This window comes from Streptomyces griseorubiginosus, from assembly GCF_036345115.1.
In the GTDB taxonomy this organism is placed as follows: domain Bacteria; phylum Actinomycetota; class Actinomycetes; order Streptomycetales; family Streptomycetaceae; genus Streptomyces; species Streptomyces griseorubiginosus_C.
Map to the genome: position 1 here is coordinate 1,597,030 of NZ_CP107766.1, position 15,375 is coordinate 1,612,404.

Consider the following 15,375-nt stretch of genomic DNA (forward strand, 5'->3'; position numbering starts at 1 on the left):
GAGGTCCTCCTTGGGCAGGTCCTGCCGGAGCGGCTACTTCTCTCACCATCCGCAGCACGTTCGCCCGCGTCCAAGACCCATCGGCGACCAGCCGATAAACGGCGTCTATCGACAGCAGGTGGGAGGCTTCGCAACTCCCTTGATAGACAGCCGCTATCGGGCGTTCGCCAGCGGGTATTGGACGCGCACCGGGGGTCACCGCACGCTCGCAGAGGACGTTTCAACGGAGCTGTGCGAGGGGGTGGGGTCATGGCCGTTCCGGCCGCGGCATCCGTGCGCGACGCGAACCGGTACCGACCTCCGCAGGTCTCGGGCCTCGCCGATCTCCTCGACCGGCAGGTACGTGAACGCTCTTCCGCCCGGGCCCTGGTGGTGAGCAGCGAGCGCGTGCAGCTGTCGTACCGGGCACTCGCGGCCCTCGCCGACGACGTGGCCGCGCGGCTCGACGGGGCGGGGCTGCGCCGCGGGGACGCCGTCGGGCTGATCTGTGCCAACACGGCGGAGTTCGTCGTGGGACTGCTCGGTGCGGCGCGGGCCGGGATGGTGGTGGCTCCGCTGGACCCGGCGCTGCCGGAGCCTCAACTAGCGGCCAGACTGGCGGGGTTGGGTGCACGGGCCGTCCTCTTCGACACGGCCGTGTCCGGTGCCGTCGTGTTGCCGGTGCCCGCGTGGCCGTTGCGGGTGGACGTCTCCCGTGCGGGTACGGCGACGGTGGTGCTGGAGACCTCGGCGTGCGGTGTCCCCCACGTCACCGCTGCTTCTGCTGAGTTGTCGGAGCGGGACGCTCTCGTGCTGTTCACCGCCGGCACCACCGCGCGGGCGAAGATGGTCCCGTTGACCCACGCCAACGTGGCCGCCTCCGTCCAGAACATCTGCGCCGCCTACGAGTTGGGCCCGGGGGACGCGACGGTCGCGGTGATGCCGTTCTTCCACGGCCACGGGCTGTTCGCGGCGCTGCTGGCCTCCCTGGCGAGCGGGGGCTGTGTGCTGCTGCCGGAACGGGGGCGGTTCTCCGCGGGCACGTTCTGGGACGACATGCGGGCGGCGGGCGCCACCTGGTTCACGGCGGTGCCGGCGATCCACGAGATCCTCCTCGACCGGTCGGAGCGGGAGCACCCGGGGCCGCGGGCACCGCAGTTGAAGTTCGTACGGAGTTGCAGCGCGCCCCTGAACACCGCGACGCAGCGGGCCCTGGAGCGGACGTTCGGGGCGCCCCTGCTGTCCGCGTACGGGATGACGGAGTCCTCGCACCAGGCGACCAGCGAACCGCTGCCGCAGCGCGGAGCGCTCCGGCAGGGGTCGGTGGGCCGGCCGACCGGTGTCGCGGTGCGGGTCACGGACGGGAACGGGCGACCGTGTCCGGCGGGTGTCGAGGGCGAGGTGTGGGTGCAGGGGCCCACGGTGGCCCGGGGCTATCTGGCCGACGGCGAGGAGTCGGCCCGGACCTTCGTCGGCGGCTGGCTGCGCACCGGTGACCTGGGCACCCTGGACGGGGACGGGTATCTGTCGCTGACCGGGCGGCTCAAGAACCTCATCAACCGGGGCGGCGAGAAGATCTCACCCGAACATGTCGAGGACATCCTCGCCGGGTGCCCGGGGGTCGCGGAGGCGGCGGTGTTCGCGGTGCCGGACGCGGTGTTCGGGCAGCGGGTCGGCGCGGCCGTGGTGGTGCGGGACGGGGACGGCGCCGGGCGCGCGGAGATCCTGCGGTACTGCCGGGACCACCTGGCCCCCTTCGAGGTGCCGGACCGCCTGGAGGTGGTCACCGCGCTGCCGTACACGGCGAAGGGCGGGCTGGACCGGAAGGCCGTACAGGCGCGGTATGCGCGGTGACGGGAGGGGCGCGGGGGTGACGGGAGCGGTCGTCCGTCCGGTTCAGTGCACCAGGTGCTCGGCCGGCAGGGGGCGGGCGAAGAAGTCGTCCAGGGACAGGCCCGTCGCCGCGTTGACGAACGCCCGCGCGGCGACCGAGCCGGGGGTGGCCGCGTGGATCGCCACCGAGACCTGGGCGCCCGCCTCCGGGTCGGTCAGGGGCAGTGCCCGGGTCCGGCCGACGACCGGCATGGCGCGCAGCCAGGTGTGCGGCACGATGCTCGCCCAGCCGCCGCCGCCCACGTGCGCGTAGAGGGAGGCGATCGAGTCCGTCTCGACCTGCGGGGTGACCACGAAGCCCTTCTCCGCGAACACCGTGTCGACGATCTGCCGGATCCGCATGTCGGGGGTGAGCAGGGCGAGGGGCAGTTCGGCCGCGTCCGCCCAGGTCATGGTGGGGCTCTGGGAGACCAGCTGGTCGTCCGAGACCAGCAGCATGTACCGCTCCTGGTAGAGCGGGACGACCTGGAGTCCTTCCTGGTCGTCGGGGTCGAAGTGGGCGATGGCCACGTCGAGTTCGTAGTCGCGCAGCTGGCGGTGGAGCTCCTTCGTCGACAGCCGTGAGCGGACCTGGACCTTCGCCAACGGGTGCGCCGCGCAGAACGCGGCCACGGGCAGGGCGAGGGTCGTGGACGCGGTGGGGTCGGTGCCGAGCCGCAGGGTGCCGGTGATGCCGGACTGCACGGCGGCGACCTCGGCCTTGAAGGCGTCCTGCTCGGCCAGGATCCGTTTGGCCCAGACGACGAGCCGCTCGCCCTCCGGGGTGAGGCCCTGGTAGGTGTGGCCGCGGTTGATCAGCGTGACGTTCAGCTCGCGCTCCAGCTTGGCGATCGCCGCCGAGAGCGCGGGCTGGGAGACGTAGCAGGATTCCGCCGCCCGGGCGAAGTGCCGTTCCCTCGCCACCGCCACGAAGTACTCGAGCTGCCGGAACAGCATGAGCGGCTCCTCCCTGCCCATGGGATCATTGACTCCATACTGTATGCAGTGCGGAGTGATGTACAGGGAGGAGACGCCACAGGTCAGTGCAGAAGCCTTACGGCGGCCACCACCAGGGGGTCGAGCCCCTCCACGCCGGCGTCGACGAACTCATGGAGCCGGGTGCGCATGCGCGGGTCCCAGAACCTGCCGATGTGCCCCGCGATCGCCTCGGCGGCCTCCTCCCCCGGCAGATGGCCTAGGTTCCTGGCGATGTCGTTGGCCATCCGGCACTCCGACGGCACGGTCGCTGTCATGTCAGTCCACCGCCGTCACGAGGTCGGTCCCGGCGGCCGCGGTCTCGCTCGACCGGTCGGGGCGGGCCAGGGCCACCTGGACGGCGGTCACCTTGTACTCGGGGCAGTTGGTGGCCCAGTCGGAGTTCTCGGTGGTGACCACGTTGGCGCCGGTGACGGGGTGGTGGAACGTGGTGTACACGACCCCGGTCGGCATGCGGTCGGAGATCTCCGCGCGCAGGGTGGTCCGCCCGACGCGGCTGGCCAGGGTGACCATGTCGCCGTCGTTGATGCCGCGGACCTCCGCGTCGTGCGGGTGCAGCTCCAGGATGTCCTCGGGGTGCCAGGCGACGTTGCCGGTGCGGCGGGTCTGGGCGCCGACGTTGTACTGGCTGAGGATCCGGCCCGTGGTGAGGACCAGCGGGAAGCGCCGGGTGCTGCGTTCGTTGGTCGGCACGTAGGACGTGACCACGAACTTGCCCTTGCCGCGGGTGAATTCGTCCACGTGCATGATGGGCGTGCCCTCGGGCGCCTGCTCGTTGCAGGGCCACTGGACGCTGCCGAGCTTGTCGAGGAGTTCGAAGGAGACCCCGGTGAAGGTGGGGGTGACCGACGCGATCTCGTCCATGATCTGGCCGGGATGGTCGTAGGACATCGGGTAGCCCATGGCGGTGGCGATCTCACTGACGATCTGCCACTCGTGCTTGCCGGTCTTCGGTTTCATCACCGCGCGCACCCGGTTGATGCGGCGCTCGGCGTTGGTGAAGGTGCCGTCCTTCTCCAGGAAGGAGGCGCCGGGCAGGAAGACATGGGCGAACTTGGCGGTCTCGTTGAGGAACAGGTCCTGCACGACGACGAGTTCCATCGCTTCGAGGGCGGCGGTGACGTGTCCCAGGTTGGGGTCGGACTGGGCGATGTCCTCGCCGTGCACGAAGAGTCCCCGGAAGCTGCCGTCGATGGCCGCGTCGAACATGTTCGGGATGCGAAGTCCCGGTTCGGCGAGGAGGGTTCCGCCCCAGAGGTTCTCGAAGACGGTTCGGACGGCGTCGTCGGAGACGTGCCGGTAGCCGGGGAGTTCATGGGGGAAGGAGCCCATGTCGCAGGAGCCCTGGACGTTGTTCTGGCCGCGCAGGGGGTTCACCCCGACGCCGTCGCGGCCGATGTTGCCGCACGCCATCGCGAGGTTGGCCATTCCCATCACCATGGTGGAGCCCTGGCTGTGCTCGGTGACGCCGAGACCGTAGTAGATGGCGCCGTTGGGTGCCTCGGCGTACAGGCGGGCGGCGGCGCGGAGTTCGGCGGCCGGGACTCCGGTGATCTCCTCGACGGCCTCCGGGCTGTTCTCGGGGCGGGCGATGAACTCGGCCCACTCGTCGAAGCCTTCGCAGCGAGCGGCCACGAAGTCCCTGTCCGTGAGGCCCTCGGTGACCACGACATGAGCCATCGCGTTGACGACGGCGACATTGGTGCTGGGCCGGAGCTGGAGGTGGTGCTGCGCCTCGATGTGCGGGGAGCGGACGAGGTCGATGCGGCGCGGGTCCACGACGATCAACTTGGCGCCCTCGCGCAGCCGTCGCTTCATCCGGGAGGCGAACACCGGGTGTCCGTCGGTGGGGTTGGCGCCGATCACCATGATGACGTCGGCCTCGGCGACCGAGCGGAAGTCCTGGGTGCCGGCCGACTCGCCGAAGGTCTGCTTGAGGCCGTATCCCGTCGGGGAGTGGCAGACGCGGGCGCAGGTGTCGACGTTGTTGTTGCCGAAGGCCGCGCGGACCATCTTCTGTACGACGTAGACCTCTTCGTTGGTGCACCGCGAGGAGGTGATGGCGCCGATCGCGCTCGCCCCGTGCCGGTCCTGGATCTCGCGCATGCGGCGGGCGACCGTGCCGATCGCCTCGTCCCACTCGACTTCCCGCCAGGGGTCGGTGATCCGGTCGCGCACCATGGGCTTGAGCATGCGGTCGGGGTGGGTGGCGTAGCCGAAGGCGAAACGGCCCTTCACGCAGGAGTGTCCTTCGTTGGCCCCGCCGTCCTTGTACGGGACCATGCGCACGAGTTCGTCGCCGCGCAGTTCGGCCTTGAAGGAGCAGCCGACCCCGCAGTACGCGCAGGTGGTCACGACGGACCTGGTGGGCATGCCGAGTTCGACGACCGAGCGTTCCTGGAGCGTGGAGGTCGGGCAGGCCTGGACGCAGGCGCCGCAGGAGACGCACTCGGAGTCCATGAAGGACTCCCCCGCGCCCGGTGAGACCTTGGAGTCGAAGCCGCGGCCCTCGATGGTGAGCGCGAAGGTGCCCTGGACCTCGCCGCAGGCGCGGACGCAGCGGGAGCAGGCGATGCACTTGGACGGGTCGAAGTCGAAGTAGGGGTTGGAGGTGTCCTTCTCGGCGTCGAGGTGGTTGGCGCCCTCGTAGCCGTAGCGGACCTGCCTCAGGCCCACCACCCCTGCCATGTCCTGGAGTTCGCAGTCCCCGTTGGCCGGGCAGGTCAGGCAGTCGAGGGGGTGGTCGGAGATGTAGAGCTCCATGACGCCCTGGCGGAGCTTCTCCACCTTCGGGGTCTGGGTGCTCACCTTCATGCCGTCGGCGCACGGGGTGGTGCAGGAGGCCGGGGTGCCGCGGCGGCCGTCGATCTCGACCACGCACAGCCGGCAGGAGCCGAACGCCTCCAGGCTGTCGGTGGCACACAGCTTGGGGATGTCGACGCCCGCCTGGGCCGCGGCCCGCATCACCGAGGTGCCCTCGGGGACGGTCACCGGGAAGCCGTCGATCTCGACCGACACCGTTGCCGGGCCCGGCCGTTCAGGGGTTCCGAAGTCGGGTTCCTTGAGCAGGCTCATGCCGTGCCCTCCGTCGCTCGTACGGGGTGGATCTCCAGGAGTCGACGGCCGCCGAGGAAGTCGTCGGGGAAGTGGGTGAGGGCGCTGCGCACGGGCAGCGGGGTCAGTCCGCCCATGGCGCACAGCGAGCCCTCGGTCATCAGGTCGCAGAGGTCCTCGAGCAGGGCGAGGTTCTCGTCGCGGTGCGTACCGGCGACGATCTTGTCGATCACCTCGACACCGCGCACCGCGCCGACCCGGCACGGGGTGCACTTGCCGCAGGACTCCTCGGCGCAGAACTCCATCGCGAAGCGGGCCTGCGCGGCCATGTCGACGGTGTCGTCGAAGACGACCACACCACCGTGGCCGACCATCGCACCGGCGGCCGCGAACGCCTCGTAGTCCATGGGGAGGTCGAACATCGACTCCGGCAGGTAGGCCCCGAGGGGGCCGCCGACCTGCGCGGTGCGGATCGGGCGTCCGGAGTGGGTGCCGCCGCCGTACTCCTCGATGAGCTCGCGCAGGGTGATGCCGAAGGCGGTCTCCACGATGCCGCCGTGGGCGATGTTGCCGCCGAGCTGGAACACCTGGGTGCCGCGGGAGCGTTCGACGCCGAGGCGCTGATACGCCTGCGCGCCCTCGGCCAGGACGACGGGCACGGTGGCGAGGGTGAGGACGTTGTTGACCACGGTCGGTTTGCCGAACAGGCCCTCGATCGCCGGGATCGGCGGTTTCGCGCGGACCATGCCCCGCTTGCCCTCCAGGCTCTCCAGCATGGAGGTCTCCTCGCCGCAGATGTACGCCCCGGCGCCGACGCGGACGTGCAGGTCGAAGTCGAGGGCGGAGCCGAGGATGTTCCGGCCGAGCCAGCCGTGCTCGCGGGCGATCCCGATGGCCTGGCGCATCGTCGCGATCGCGTCGGGATACTCGGAGCGGATGTAGAGGTAGCCCTCGCTCGCCCCGACCGCGTGGGCGGCGATCGTCATGCCCTCGATGAGCATGAAGGGGTCGCCCTCCATGACCATGCGGTCGGCGAAGGTGCCGCTGTCGCCCTCGTCGGCGTTGCAGCAGACGAACTTGAGCTCGTCGGCGCAGTCCAGGACGGTCTTCCACTTGATGCCGGCCGGGAATCCGGCGCCGCCGCGGCCGCGCAGTCCGGACGCGGTGACCTCCGCGACCACGTCCGCGGGGGCCAGCTCCAGGGCGGCGCGCAGTCCGGCGAGACCGCCGTGCGCCTCGTAGTCCTCGGTCGACAGGGGGTCGGTGACACCGACTCGGGCGAAGGTGACCCGGTTCTGGCGTGCCAGCCAGGGGAGTTCGTCGACGACACCGAGGCGGAGGGGGTGGTCGGCGCCGTCGAGCATGCCTGCGGCCAGGAGTTCGTCGACGTCCTCGGGGGCCACCGGGCCGTAGCCGATACGTCCTTGGGGGGTCGCCACCTCGACTAGGGGCTCCAGCCACAGCATGCCGCGTGATCCGTTGCGTACGACGTCCAGGGCGAAGTCCCCGCGTTCGGACGCCTGTTGGAGTGCCCGCGCGACCTCGTCGGCGCCGACCGACCTGGCCGCCGAGTCGCGGGGGACATAGACCGTGGCATGCGAAGTGCTCGTCATGAGGAGACCGTCCCGTTGAGGATCGCGCCCAGTCGGGCGGGGCCGACTCGGCCGTAGAGCCGTCCGTCGGCCTCGACGGACGGGCCGAGCGCGCAGTTGCCGAGGCAGAAGACCTGCTCGACGGTCACCGAGCCGTCGGGCGTCGTCTCGCCGAGCCGAAGCCCGGACTCGCTTGCGTAACGCACCAGTTGGTCGGCGCCCAGGGCCTGGCAGGCCTCGGCGCGACAGATGCGCACGGTGGTGCGGCCCGCGGGCTCGCGGCGGAAGTCGTGGTAGAAGGTCACCACTCCGTGGACGTCCGCCCGGGAGAGGTTGAGCTCCTCGGCGAGCACCGGCACCGCCTCCTGCGGCACATGGCCCAACTCGGCCTGGAGGGCGTGCAGTACGGGCAGCAGCGGTCCGCGCTCGCCGCGGTGCCGAGCCACCGCCCTCCGGACCACGCTCTCGACCGTCACATCACTGCCGCTGGTCGTCATGATCGCTTCGCCTTCCGTCACGCGGGTCCCCGGCGAGGGGTGCAGGAGACCTAGTTAATACTCCATACAGACTTCTGTATACACAACCGGGCCGACATCAGGCTCTGAGGCCAACCGGGCGCCGGCAGTGGGCGGTTCAGGACGCGGCGAGGGAGCCGGCCCGGCGGCGGGGGCTCTCCGGGTCGAGGGTCGGCGGGCGGAACGTCTCCGCGGCGGCCCGCAGTTCGAGCAGCCACGGCAGGACCACGCGCAGCACCAGGTCGAGACCGGCACCGTCGGTGCCGAGCATCGCCTCGGCCGGCACCAGCACCGGGTCGGCGAAGACGGTGGACGTCGCGCTGCCGCGGGGCCCCGCGGCGCCTGGGCGGGCCGGGACGAACAGGTCGGGGGCGTGCGCCGGTACCGCCCAGAGCGTCAGCCCGTCCGGGGCGGCGAGCGGCCGGGAGGACCAGACGTAGGTGTCGGCCTCCCCCGCCGCGAGCACCGGGCGCTTGCGGCCGCGCAGGGCGACGACGCCCCCGGAGCCGGTGGCGACGGAGCGCGGCGCCAGGAGCCGGGCCTCCGCCGCCGCCCCCACCGGGGCCCCCTCCCCCTCCGACTCAGCGAGGGCGAGGCTGGCGAGGTGGCGTCCGGCGGCGATCTCGGTGCGCAGCCAGGGGCCGCCGTGTGCCTCGACGACGGCGACGGCCGCGTAATGGGACTGGAGCACGGCCGCCGTGGCCGGGCAGACGCGCGCGGTCCGTGCGACCACGTCCGCGGCTTCGGCCAACCCCCGTCCCCCGCCGCCGAACGCGGTGGAGACGGTGAGTCCGAGGAGTCCCGCGCCACCGAGAGCCGTCACGGCGCCGCGGGGGAACCGGCCCTGGACGGCCGTCGCTTCGGCGACTGGTCCGACTGTGCCGGTCAGAACTTCGGAGAGAGCGGTGCGGTACGACACGGGGCGACCCCCTCGGGAGTGGCTGATGGTCCACTGTCGATCGATGATTGCATACAGTATTCTGCATGGGAAGGTGCCGCACAAGGTCAGGCGATCGCCGGACGGCTCGACCCACCAGTCGAACGAGGGAGACGGGACCCATGCCCGACACACCCACCGCGACGACCCACGGACCGATCAGCAGGCCCACCCCGCTGCGCCAGGCGGTCTACGAGGCCCTCACCGAGCTGATCATCAACGGCTCGCTCACCCCCGGCCAGCACCTCGTCGAGGCGGAGCTGGCCGAGAGCCTCGGGGTGAGCCGGCAGCCGATCCGTGAGGCGCTCCAACGACTCCAGACGGCCGGCTGGGTCGACCTGCGCCCCTCCCAGGGGGCGTTCGTCCACTCCCCCACCACCGAGGAGTGCGCCCAACTCCTCAGCGTCCGGGCGCTCCTGGAGACCCACTCCGCTCGTGGCGCCGCCCAGCACGCCACACCTCGGGACGTCGCCCGGCTGTGGGAGCTCCAGCAGACGGGGCTGACGGCTCTGGCGGCCGGGGACGCCCGGGCCATCGTGGAGGCGAACGCCGCCCTCCACGGCCACATCACCCACCTGTCCCGCAACGCGGTCCTCGCCGAACTCATCCCACAGGTGGACCGGCGGGTGCGCTGGTACTACATGCCCATCGCCAAGCCCCGCGGCAAGGACGCCTGGAACGAGCACGCGAGGATCATCGAGGCCATCGGCGAGGGCGCTCCCGACCGCGCCGAGGCTCTCATGCGCCGGCACACCCGCAACACCACCGACTTCTACTGCGAGCAGCTCGCCGCGGTGGCCGGCCGGGGCGACTGACCCCGGCCGACCGGCCCTGCGCTCACCAACGGGCGTGGACTCGCTAGGAGTTCGGGGCGATCTCCCGCAACAACCCCGTCGTCACGTCGAAGACGAAGCCGCGCACGTCGTCGGTGTGCGGCAGGAACGGCGAGGTGCGCACTCGCTGCATGGACTGCCGTACGTCCTGGTCGACGTCCCGGAAGGCCTCCACCGCCCAGGCGGGGCGCTGGCCCACCTCCAGCTCCAGTTCGTGCCGGAACTCCTCGGTCAGGGTCTGGAGTCCGCAGCCGGTGTGGTGGATCAGCGCCACGCTGCGGGTGCCGAGCGCGCGCTGACTGATCGTCAGGGAGCGGATGGTGTCGTCGGTGACGACTCCCCCGGCGTTGCGGATGGTGTGGCAGTCACCGAGTTGCAGGCCCAGCGCGGCATGCAGGTCGAGCCGGGCGTCCATGCAGGCCACGACGGCGACGCGCAGGACCGGGCGCGCGCCCATGCCGGGGTCGGTGAATCCGGCGGCGTAGACACGGTTGGCTGCGACGAGGCGGTCGGTGACCGTCGCGGTTCGGGGTGCTGAAGTCGACATGTGGGGTTACCTCGCTCCGGTCGTGTCGGTCAGATGACGCCGTGCGCCTGGAGGTGCAGCAACTCGTCCTCGGACAGCCCGAGTTCGCCGATGTAGATCTCTTCGTTGTGCTGGCCGAGGAGGGGTGGGGTGGTGATGGTGGTGGGGGAGTCGGAGAGTTTGAGGGGGTTGCCGACGGTGGTGAAGGCACCGCGCTGGGGATGCTCGACCTCGACGATCATGTCGTTGTCGGCCAGGGAGCGGTCCTCGATGATCTCCCTGGTGGACAGGATCGGCCCGCACGGGATGTTGTGCCGGTTGAGCTGTTCCAGGACCTGCCATTTGGGCTGCGTGCTGGTCCATTCCTCGATCAGCTGGAACATCTTCGCCAGCTTCGGCAACCGGGCCTGCGGGGTGGCCCATTCGGGATCCTCGGCCAGCTCGGGCCGGCCGATCAGTGCGGCCAGCGGGGCCCAGCCGACGGGCTGGACGATGACGTACACGTAGTCGTTCGGGCCGCCCGGCGCGCACCGCACCGCCCAGCCCGGCTGCCCGCCACCGGAGGCGTTGCCGGAGCGGGGGACCTCGTCGCCGAAGTCCTCGTTGGGGTATTCGGCCAACGGGCCGTGCGCGAGGCGTTGTTGGTCACGCAGCTTGACCCGGCACAGGTTCAGCACCGCGTGCTGCATCGCCACGTTCACCCGCTGGCCCCGCCCGGTCCTCTCCCTTTGCAGGAGTGCGGCCAGGATGCCGGCCACCGCGTGAATGCCCGTGCCGGAGTCCCCGATCTGCGCGCCGGTCGCCATCGGCGGCCCGTCCGGGAACCCGGTGGTGGCCATCGAGCCGCCCATCGCCTGTGCCACCACCTCGTACGCCTTGAAAGCCGTGTACGGGCCGTCCCCGAACCCCTTGATCGACGCATACACCATCCTGGGGTTGATCTCCCGGATCCGCTCCCACGTGAACCCCATCCGATCCACCGCACCCGGCGCGAAGTTCTCCACCAGCACATCCGCACCCCGGATCAGCGCGGTGAGGATCTCCCGGCCCCGCTCGGTCTTCGTGTTCAAGGTGATGCTGCGCTTGTTGCAGTTGAGCATCGTGAAATACAGCGAGTCCGCCCCCGGCACATCCCTGAGCTGCCCCCGCGTGACGTCCCCGCCCGGCGCCTCCACCTTCACCACATCCGCCCCCAGCCACGCCAGCAACTGCGTCGCCGACGGACCCGACTGCACATGCGTCATGTCCAGCACCCGCACACCATCAAGCGCCAACGTCATGTTCGCCACCTCATCCCTGCGTCGTCGTGTGTACGTCGGTGCCTCACGGCATCAGCTGGTACTCGGGGAAGTTGCCGGGCAGCCTCTCGTCGGCGGGGCCCTGGGTGACGGCGCGCACGAGGAGTTCGCCGCCGACGAAGGCGCCGCGCCAGGAGGCGCCGAACCCGCCGAACAGTTCGTCGCGGTCGCCGCGGGAGCGCGGGGTGCCGTGTCCGACCTTGAACGCGCGGATCTGCGGGGCGAGTCGGTCGAAGGTCGCCCGGTCGTCGGTGGACAGGGTGGCGACGAGGGCGCCGTTGGAGGCGTTCATGGCGGCGAGCAGTTCCGCTTCCGTGTCGACCAGGACGATGGTGTCGACCGGGCCGAAGGGTTCCGCGTGGTGCAGAGGTGAGGAGGGGGGTGGGTTGAGGAGGGTGACCGGTTGGACGTACGCCGAGGTGTCCTGGCCGGGCAGGAAGCGGGCGTCCGCCTCACTGCCGCGGTGCACGGGGACGGCTCCGCGGTTGATGGCCTCGGCGACCTGGTCCCGGAGTTCCTTCGCCTTGGCCGCGTTGATCACCGGGCCGAAGTCGAGGGACGGGTAGGGGTCGTCGGGGTGCGCGACGGCGAGGGGGTGTCCGAGGCGCAGGGTGCGGACCGCGGGGAGGTAGGCGGCCAGGAACTCGTCGAACAGCTCGCGCTGGACGACGAAGCGCGGGTAGGCGGTGCAGCGCTGCTTGCCGTAGTCGAAGAGCTTGGGGATGACGGCGGTGAGCGCGTCCCAGTCGGTGTAGTTCCAGATGCCCCAGGTGTTGAGGCCTTCCTGTTCGAGGACGTGCCGCTTGCCGAGGTCGGTGACGGCGGTGGCGACGGCGGCCCCGGTGTCGCGGCCGCCGACGAAGGAGACGCAGCCGATCTCGGGCGCCCGCACCAGCGCCTCGGACAGCTCTGACCCGCTGCCGCTGACGAGGGTGACGGGGATGCCCTCGCGGGCGGCGAGCGCGCAGGCCAGGGTGAGGCAGGCGACGCCGCCGTCGGTGGGGGTCTTGGCGATGACCGCGTTGCCCGCCAGTGCCTGGACCAGCAGGGCGTGGACGAGCACGCTCATCGGGTAGTTCCAGCTGGCGATGTTGGACACCGGGCCGTCCAGCGGGGCCCGGCCCTCGACCATCGGCTCGATGCCGTCGACGTACCAGCGCACGCCGTCGATGGCTCGGTCGACATCGGCCTGCGCGAGCCGCCACGGTTTGCCGATCTCCCAGACGAGGAGCAGCGCGAGGAGTTCGCGGTGCTGGGTGAGGGCGTCGAGGGTGGCCGCGACGCGGGCCCGGCGTTCTTCGAGGCGGACGTGCCGCCATGCGCGGTGCTGGTCGAGGGAGGCGCGGACGGCCTGGTGGGCGGCTTCGCGGTCCAGGCGCGGCGGGCCGGCGATGGGGCTGCCGTCGACGGGGCTGGTGGCGGGCAGCGCCCGGCCGTCGGCCCGCCAGGCGGAGTCCCAGAGGTTGAGGACGCGGTCGTCGCGGAAGGCCTCGGGGGCGACGGCGAGGCAGCGCTGCCAGGCGTCGTTCCAGGAGGTGCCGGACTTCACCACGAGGTGGCTGGAGTTGAGGGTGGTGGTCATGCGATGTCTCCGCTCTCGGTGCACAGTCGGGGGCGGGGTGGTGAGGGAAACGCGACGGACGGTTCCGCGTACGCGTCGCGTGGTTCGGGTCAGGCCTGAGGGGCCTTGCGAACGGTGTCCAGCAGCGAGAGCACCAGGCGGGCCGTCTCGCTCGGGGTGGCGCCGACCTTGACGCCGACCGCCTCCAGCGCCGCCTTCTTCGCCTGGGCCGTGCCCGCGGAACCGGACACGATGGCGCCGGCGTGGCCCATGGTCCGGCCCTCGGGCGCGGTGAAGCCGGCGATGTAGCCGACGACGGGCTTGGTGACGTGATCCCGGATGTGGGCGGCGGCCCGTTCCTCCGCGTCACCGCCGATCTCCCCGATGAGGACGACGAGTTCGGTGTCGGGGTCGTCCTGGAAGGCGGCCAGGCAGTCGATGTGGCTGGTGCCGACGACGGGGTCTCCGCCGATGCCGACGCAGGTGGAGAATCCGATGTCCCGCAGCTCGTACATGAGTTGGTAGGTGAGGGTGCCGGACTTGGACACCAGCCCGATCCGGCCGGACCGGGTGATGTCCGCCGGGATGATGCCGGCGTTGGACTGGCCGGGGGTGATCAGGCCCGGACAGTTGGGCCCGATGATCCGTGTCCCCTTCTTCTTCGCGTACGACGTGAAGGCGACGGTGTCGTGGACGGGGATGCCCTCGGTGATGACGACGACGAGGCCGATCCCGGCGTCGGCGGCCTCGACAACGGCCGCTTCGGCGAAGGCGGGCGGCACGAAGACGACGGTGACGTCGGCTCCGGTGGCCCGGATGCCGTCGGCGACCGATCCGAAGACGGGCACGACCCGGTCGTCGAAGTCGACGGCCCGGCCGGCCTTGCGCGGGTTCACGCCGCCGACGACGTTCGTGCCGGCGGCGAGCATGCGACGGGTGTGCTTCATGCCCTCGCCGCCGGTCATGCCCTGGACGAGGACCCTGGACTCCTTGGTCAGGAAGATGGCCATGTCCCGCTCCTTCAGCCGGTGTTGGCGAGTTCGGCGGCGCGCCGGGCGGCGCCGTCCATGGTGGTGGCCTGCTGGACGAGGGGATGGGCGCGCTCGTCGAGGACGGTCCGCCCGCGGGCGGCGTTGTTGCCGTCGAGGCGCACGACCAGCGGCTTGGTCGGCCGGACCTCGTCGAGGGCCTTGACGATGCCGTCGGCCACCGCGTCGCAGGCGGTGATCCCGCCGAAGACGTTGACGAACACGGACTTGACGGCCGGGTCGGACAGGACGACCGACAGTCCGTCCGCCATGACCTGGGCCGAGGCGCCGCCGCCGATGTCGAGGAAGTTGGCGGGCCGTGCGCCGCAGCCGGCGACCACGTCGAGGGTCGACATGACCAGGCCGGCGCCGTTGCCGATGATGCCGACCTCGCCGTCGAGCTTGACGTAGTTGAGGCCCTTCGCGGCGGCGGCCGCCTCCAGCGGATCGTCGTAAGCGATGCTGTCGTTGCCCCAACGTGCCTGACGGAAGCGGGCGTTGTCGTCGAGGGTGACCTTTCCGTCGAGGGCGAGGAGCTGTCCCTGGCGGGTGCGCACGAGGGGGTTGACCTCGACGAGGACCGCGTCCTCGCGGACCAGCACCTCCCACAGCCGTACGAGGACGTCGACGGTCCGGGGCGGCAGCCCGGCCGCCTCGGCGATCGCGCCCGCCTTCGCCGACGTGACGCCCTCTGCGGGGTCGACGGGCATCCGGACCACCGCCTCGGGGCGAGTGGCGGCGACCTCCTCTATGTCCATGCCGCCCGCCGCCGAGGCGATGGCGAGGAAGCGGCCCGCGGCACGGTCGAGGACGTAGGCGACGTAGAACTCACTCTCGATGTCGGCCGGTTGGGCCAGCATGACCTTGCGCACCCGGTGCCCCTTGATGTCCGTGCCGAGGATGCGGCGGGTCGTCCGCTCGGCCTCGGCGGGGTCGGCGGCGAGCCGCACACCGCCCGCCTTGCCCCGGCCTCCCGTCTTCACCTGCGCCTTCACGACGACGCTGCCGCCCAGTCGGCGGGCGATGGCGCGGGCCTCCTCGGGCGAGTCGGTGACCTCCGCCCTCGGCACCGGGATCCCGTGTTCCTCGACGAGGGCCCGGGCTTCGTGCTCGTACAGGTCCATGGTTCGGCTCCCGTCTCAAAAGTGCACGACTTAAAAGTGCTGCACGCCCCCTGGACATCA

General features: G+C 71.2%; 13 protein-coding genes. 2 read left to right on the top strand and 11 right to left on the bottom strand.

Annotation, left to right across the window (positions count from 1 at the left end; translation table 11 throughout):
* Nucleotides 1-249: 249 nt before the first annotated feature.
* The gene (locus tag OHN19_RS07400; protein WP_330263378.1) at nt 250-1,833 is read left to right on the top strand and encodes a FadD7 family fatty acid--CoA ligase; all 1,584 of its coding nucleotides are present in this window, start codon (nt 250-252) and stop codon (nt 1,831-1,833) included.
* A 42-nt stretch (nt 1,834-1,875) separates the two neighbouring features.
* Here the strand turns inward: OHN19_RS07400 and OHN19_RS07405 are convergent, their stop codons facing one another.
* The 6 genes from OHN19_RS07405 to OHN19_RS07430 form a co-directional block, all read right to left on the bottom strand.
* Nucleotides 1,876-2,808, bottom strand: coding sequence for a LysR family transcriptional regulator (locus OHN19_RS07405; protein WP_381305488.1), 933 nt, complete (start codon nt 2,806-2,808; stop codon nt 1,876-1,878).
* Between the two features lie 83 nt (nt 2,809-2,891).
* Nucleotides 2,892-3,104, bottom strand: a complete 213-nt coding sequence (locus OHN19_RS07410; protein ID WP_330263380.1) for a formate dehydrogenase subunit delta — start codon at nt 3,102-3,104, stop codon at nt 2,892-2,894.
* A gap of 1 nt (nt 3,105) precedes the next feature.
* Nucleotides 3,106-5,922 carry a formate dehydrogenase subunit alpha gene (gene fdhF / locus OHN19_RS07415; RefSeq protein WP_330263381.1) on the bottom strand — a complete coding sequence of 939 codons (2,817 nt, stop codon included), beginning with the start codon at nt 5,920-5,922 and terminating at the stop codon, nt 3,106-3,108.
* Nucleotides 5,919-7,514 carry an NADH-quinone oxidoreductase subunit NuoF gene (locus tag OHN19_RS07420; RefSeq protein ID WP_330263382.1) on the bottom strand — a complete coding sequence of 532 codons (1,596 nt, stop codon included), beginning with the start codon at nt 7,512-7,514 and terminating at the stop codon, nt 5,919-5,921. The genes fdhF and OHN19_RS07420 overlap by 4 nt, the downstream gene beginning before the upstream one ends.
* Complete coding sequence (locus tag OHN19_RS07425) at nt 7,511-8,011, bottom strand: NAD(P)H-dependent oxidoreductase subunit E (protein WP_330263383.1); 501 nt, start codon at nt 8,009-8,011, stop codon at nt 7,511-7,513. Before OHN19_RS07425 ends, OHN19_RS07420 begins: the two co-directional genes overlap by 4 nt.
* Before the next feature lie 115 nt (nt 8,012-8,126).
* Nucleotides 8,127-8,927 (bottom strand): acyl-CoA dehydrogenase family protein, encoded by an 801-nt coding sequence (locus OHN19_RS07430; protein WP_330263384.1) that lies wholly within the window; start codon nt 8,925-8,927, stop codon nt 8,127-8,129.
* A 140-nt stretch (nt 8,928-9,067) separates the two neighbouring features.
* Here OHN19_RS07430 and OHN19_RS07435 point away from each other — a divergent pair, with 140 nt between their 5' ends.
* The gene (locus tag OHN19_RS07435; protein ID WP_330263385.1) at nt 9,068-9,760 is read left to right on the top strand and encodes a GntR family transcriptional regulator; all 693 of its coding nucleotides are present in this window, start codon (nt 9,068-9,070) and stop codon (nt 9,758-9,760) included.
* A gap of 43 nt (nt 9,761-9,803) precedes the next feature.
* On the opposite strand, the gene OHN19_RS07440 is transcribed toward OHN19_RS07435, so the two are convergent.
* The 5 genes from OHN19_RS07440 to sucC form a co-directional block, all read right to left on the bottom strand.
* A complete protein-coding gene (locus tag OHN19_RS07440; RefSeq protein WP_330263386.1) occupies nt 9,804-10,325 on the bottom strand; it encodes a carbonic anhydrase in 522 nt (173 codons plus the stop codon).
* 29 nt (nt 10,326-10,354) lie between these two features.
* On the bottom strand, nt 10,355-11,584 hold the full coding sequence (frc, locus tag OHN19_RS07445) for a formyl-CoA transferase (RefSeq protein ID WP_330263387.1): 1,230 nt from the start codon (nt 11,582-11,584) through the stop codon (nt 10,355-10,357).
* A gap of 43 nt (nt 11,585-11,627) precedes the next feature.
* Nucleotides 11,628-13,184 (bottom strand): aldehyde dehydrogenase family protein, encoded by a 1,557-nt coding sequence (locus tag OHN19_RS07450; RefSeq protein ID WP_330263388.1) that lies wholly within the window; start codon nt 13,182-13,184, stop codon nt 11,628-11,630.
* 89 nt (nt 13,185-13,273) lie between these two features.
* Nucleotides 13,274-14,173 carry a succinate--CoA ligase subunit alpha gene (gene sucD / locus OHN19_RS07455; protein WP_330263389.1) on the bottom strand — a complete coding sequence of 300 codons (900 nt, stop codon included), beginning with the start codon at nt 14,171-14,173 and terminating at the stop codon, nt 13,274-13,276.
* A gap of 11 nt (nt 14,174-14,184) precedes the next feature.
* Entirely contained in the window at nt 14,185-15,315 is a 1,131-nt protein-coding gene (gene sucC, locus OHN19_RS07460) for an ADP-forming succinate--CoA ligase subunit beta (protein WP_330263390.1), read from the bottom strand.
* Between the last annotated feature and the right edge of the window lie 60 nt (nt 15,316-15,375).

What these genes read in the sequence shown, in the direction of transcription:
- OHN19_RS07450 (WP_330263388.1), bottom strand. Translation starts at nt 13,184, where the DNA reads ATGACCACCACCCTCAACTCCAGCCACCTCGTGGTGAAGTCCGGCACC.
- fdhF (WP_330263381.1), bottom strand. Translation starts at nt 5,922, where the DNA reads ATGAGCCTGCTCAAGGAACCCGACTTCGGAACCCCTGAACGGCCGGGC.
- OHN19_RS07405 (WP_381305488.1), bottom strand. Translation starts at nt 2,808, where the DNA reads ATGCTGTTCCGGCAGCTCGAGTACTTCGTGGCGGTGGCGAGGGAACGG.
- frc (WP_330263387.1), bottom strand. Translation starts at nt 11,584, where the DNA reads ATGACGTTGGCGCTTGATGGTGTGCGGGTGCTGGACATGACGCATGTG.
- OHN19_RS07440 (WP_330263386.1), bottom strand. Translation starts at nt 10,325, where the DNA reads ATGTCGACTTCAGCACCCCGAACCGCGACGGTCACCGACCGCCTCGTC.
- sucC (WP_330263390.1), bottom strand. Translation starts at nt 15,315, where the DNA reads ATGGACCTGTACGAGCACGAAGCCCGGGCCCTCGTCGAGGAACACGGG.
- OHN19_RS07435 (WP_330263385.1), top strand. Translation starts at nt 9,068, where the DNA reads ATGCCCGACACACCCACCGCGACGACCCACGGACCGATCAGCAGGCCC.
- OHN19_RS07400 (WP_330263378.1), top strand. Translation starts at nt 250, where the DNA reads ATGGCCGTTCCGGCCGCGGCATCCGTGCGCGACGCGAACCGGTACCGA.
- OHN19_RS07410 (WP_330263380.1), bottom strand. Translation starts at nt 3,104, where the DNA reads ATGACAGCGACCGTGCCGTCGGAGTGCCGGATGGCCAACGACATCGCC.
- OHN19_RS07420 (WP_330263382.1), bottom strand. Translation starts at nt 7,514, where the DNA reads ATGACGAGCACTTCGCATGCCACGGTCTATGTCCCCCGCGACTCGGCG.
- sucD (WP_330263389.1), bottom strand. Translation starts at nt 14,173, where the DNA reads ATGGCCATCTTCCTGACCAAGGAGTCCAGGGTCCTCGTCCAGGGCATG.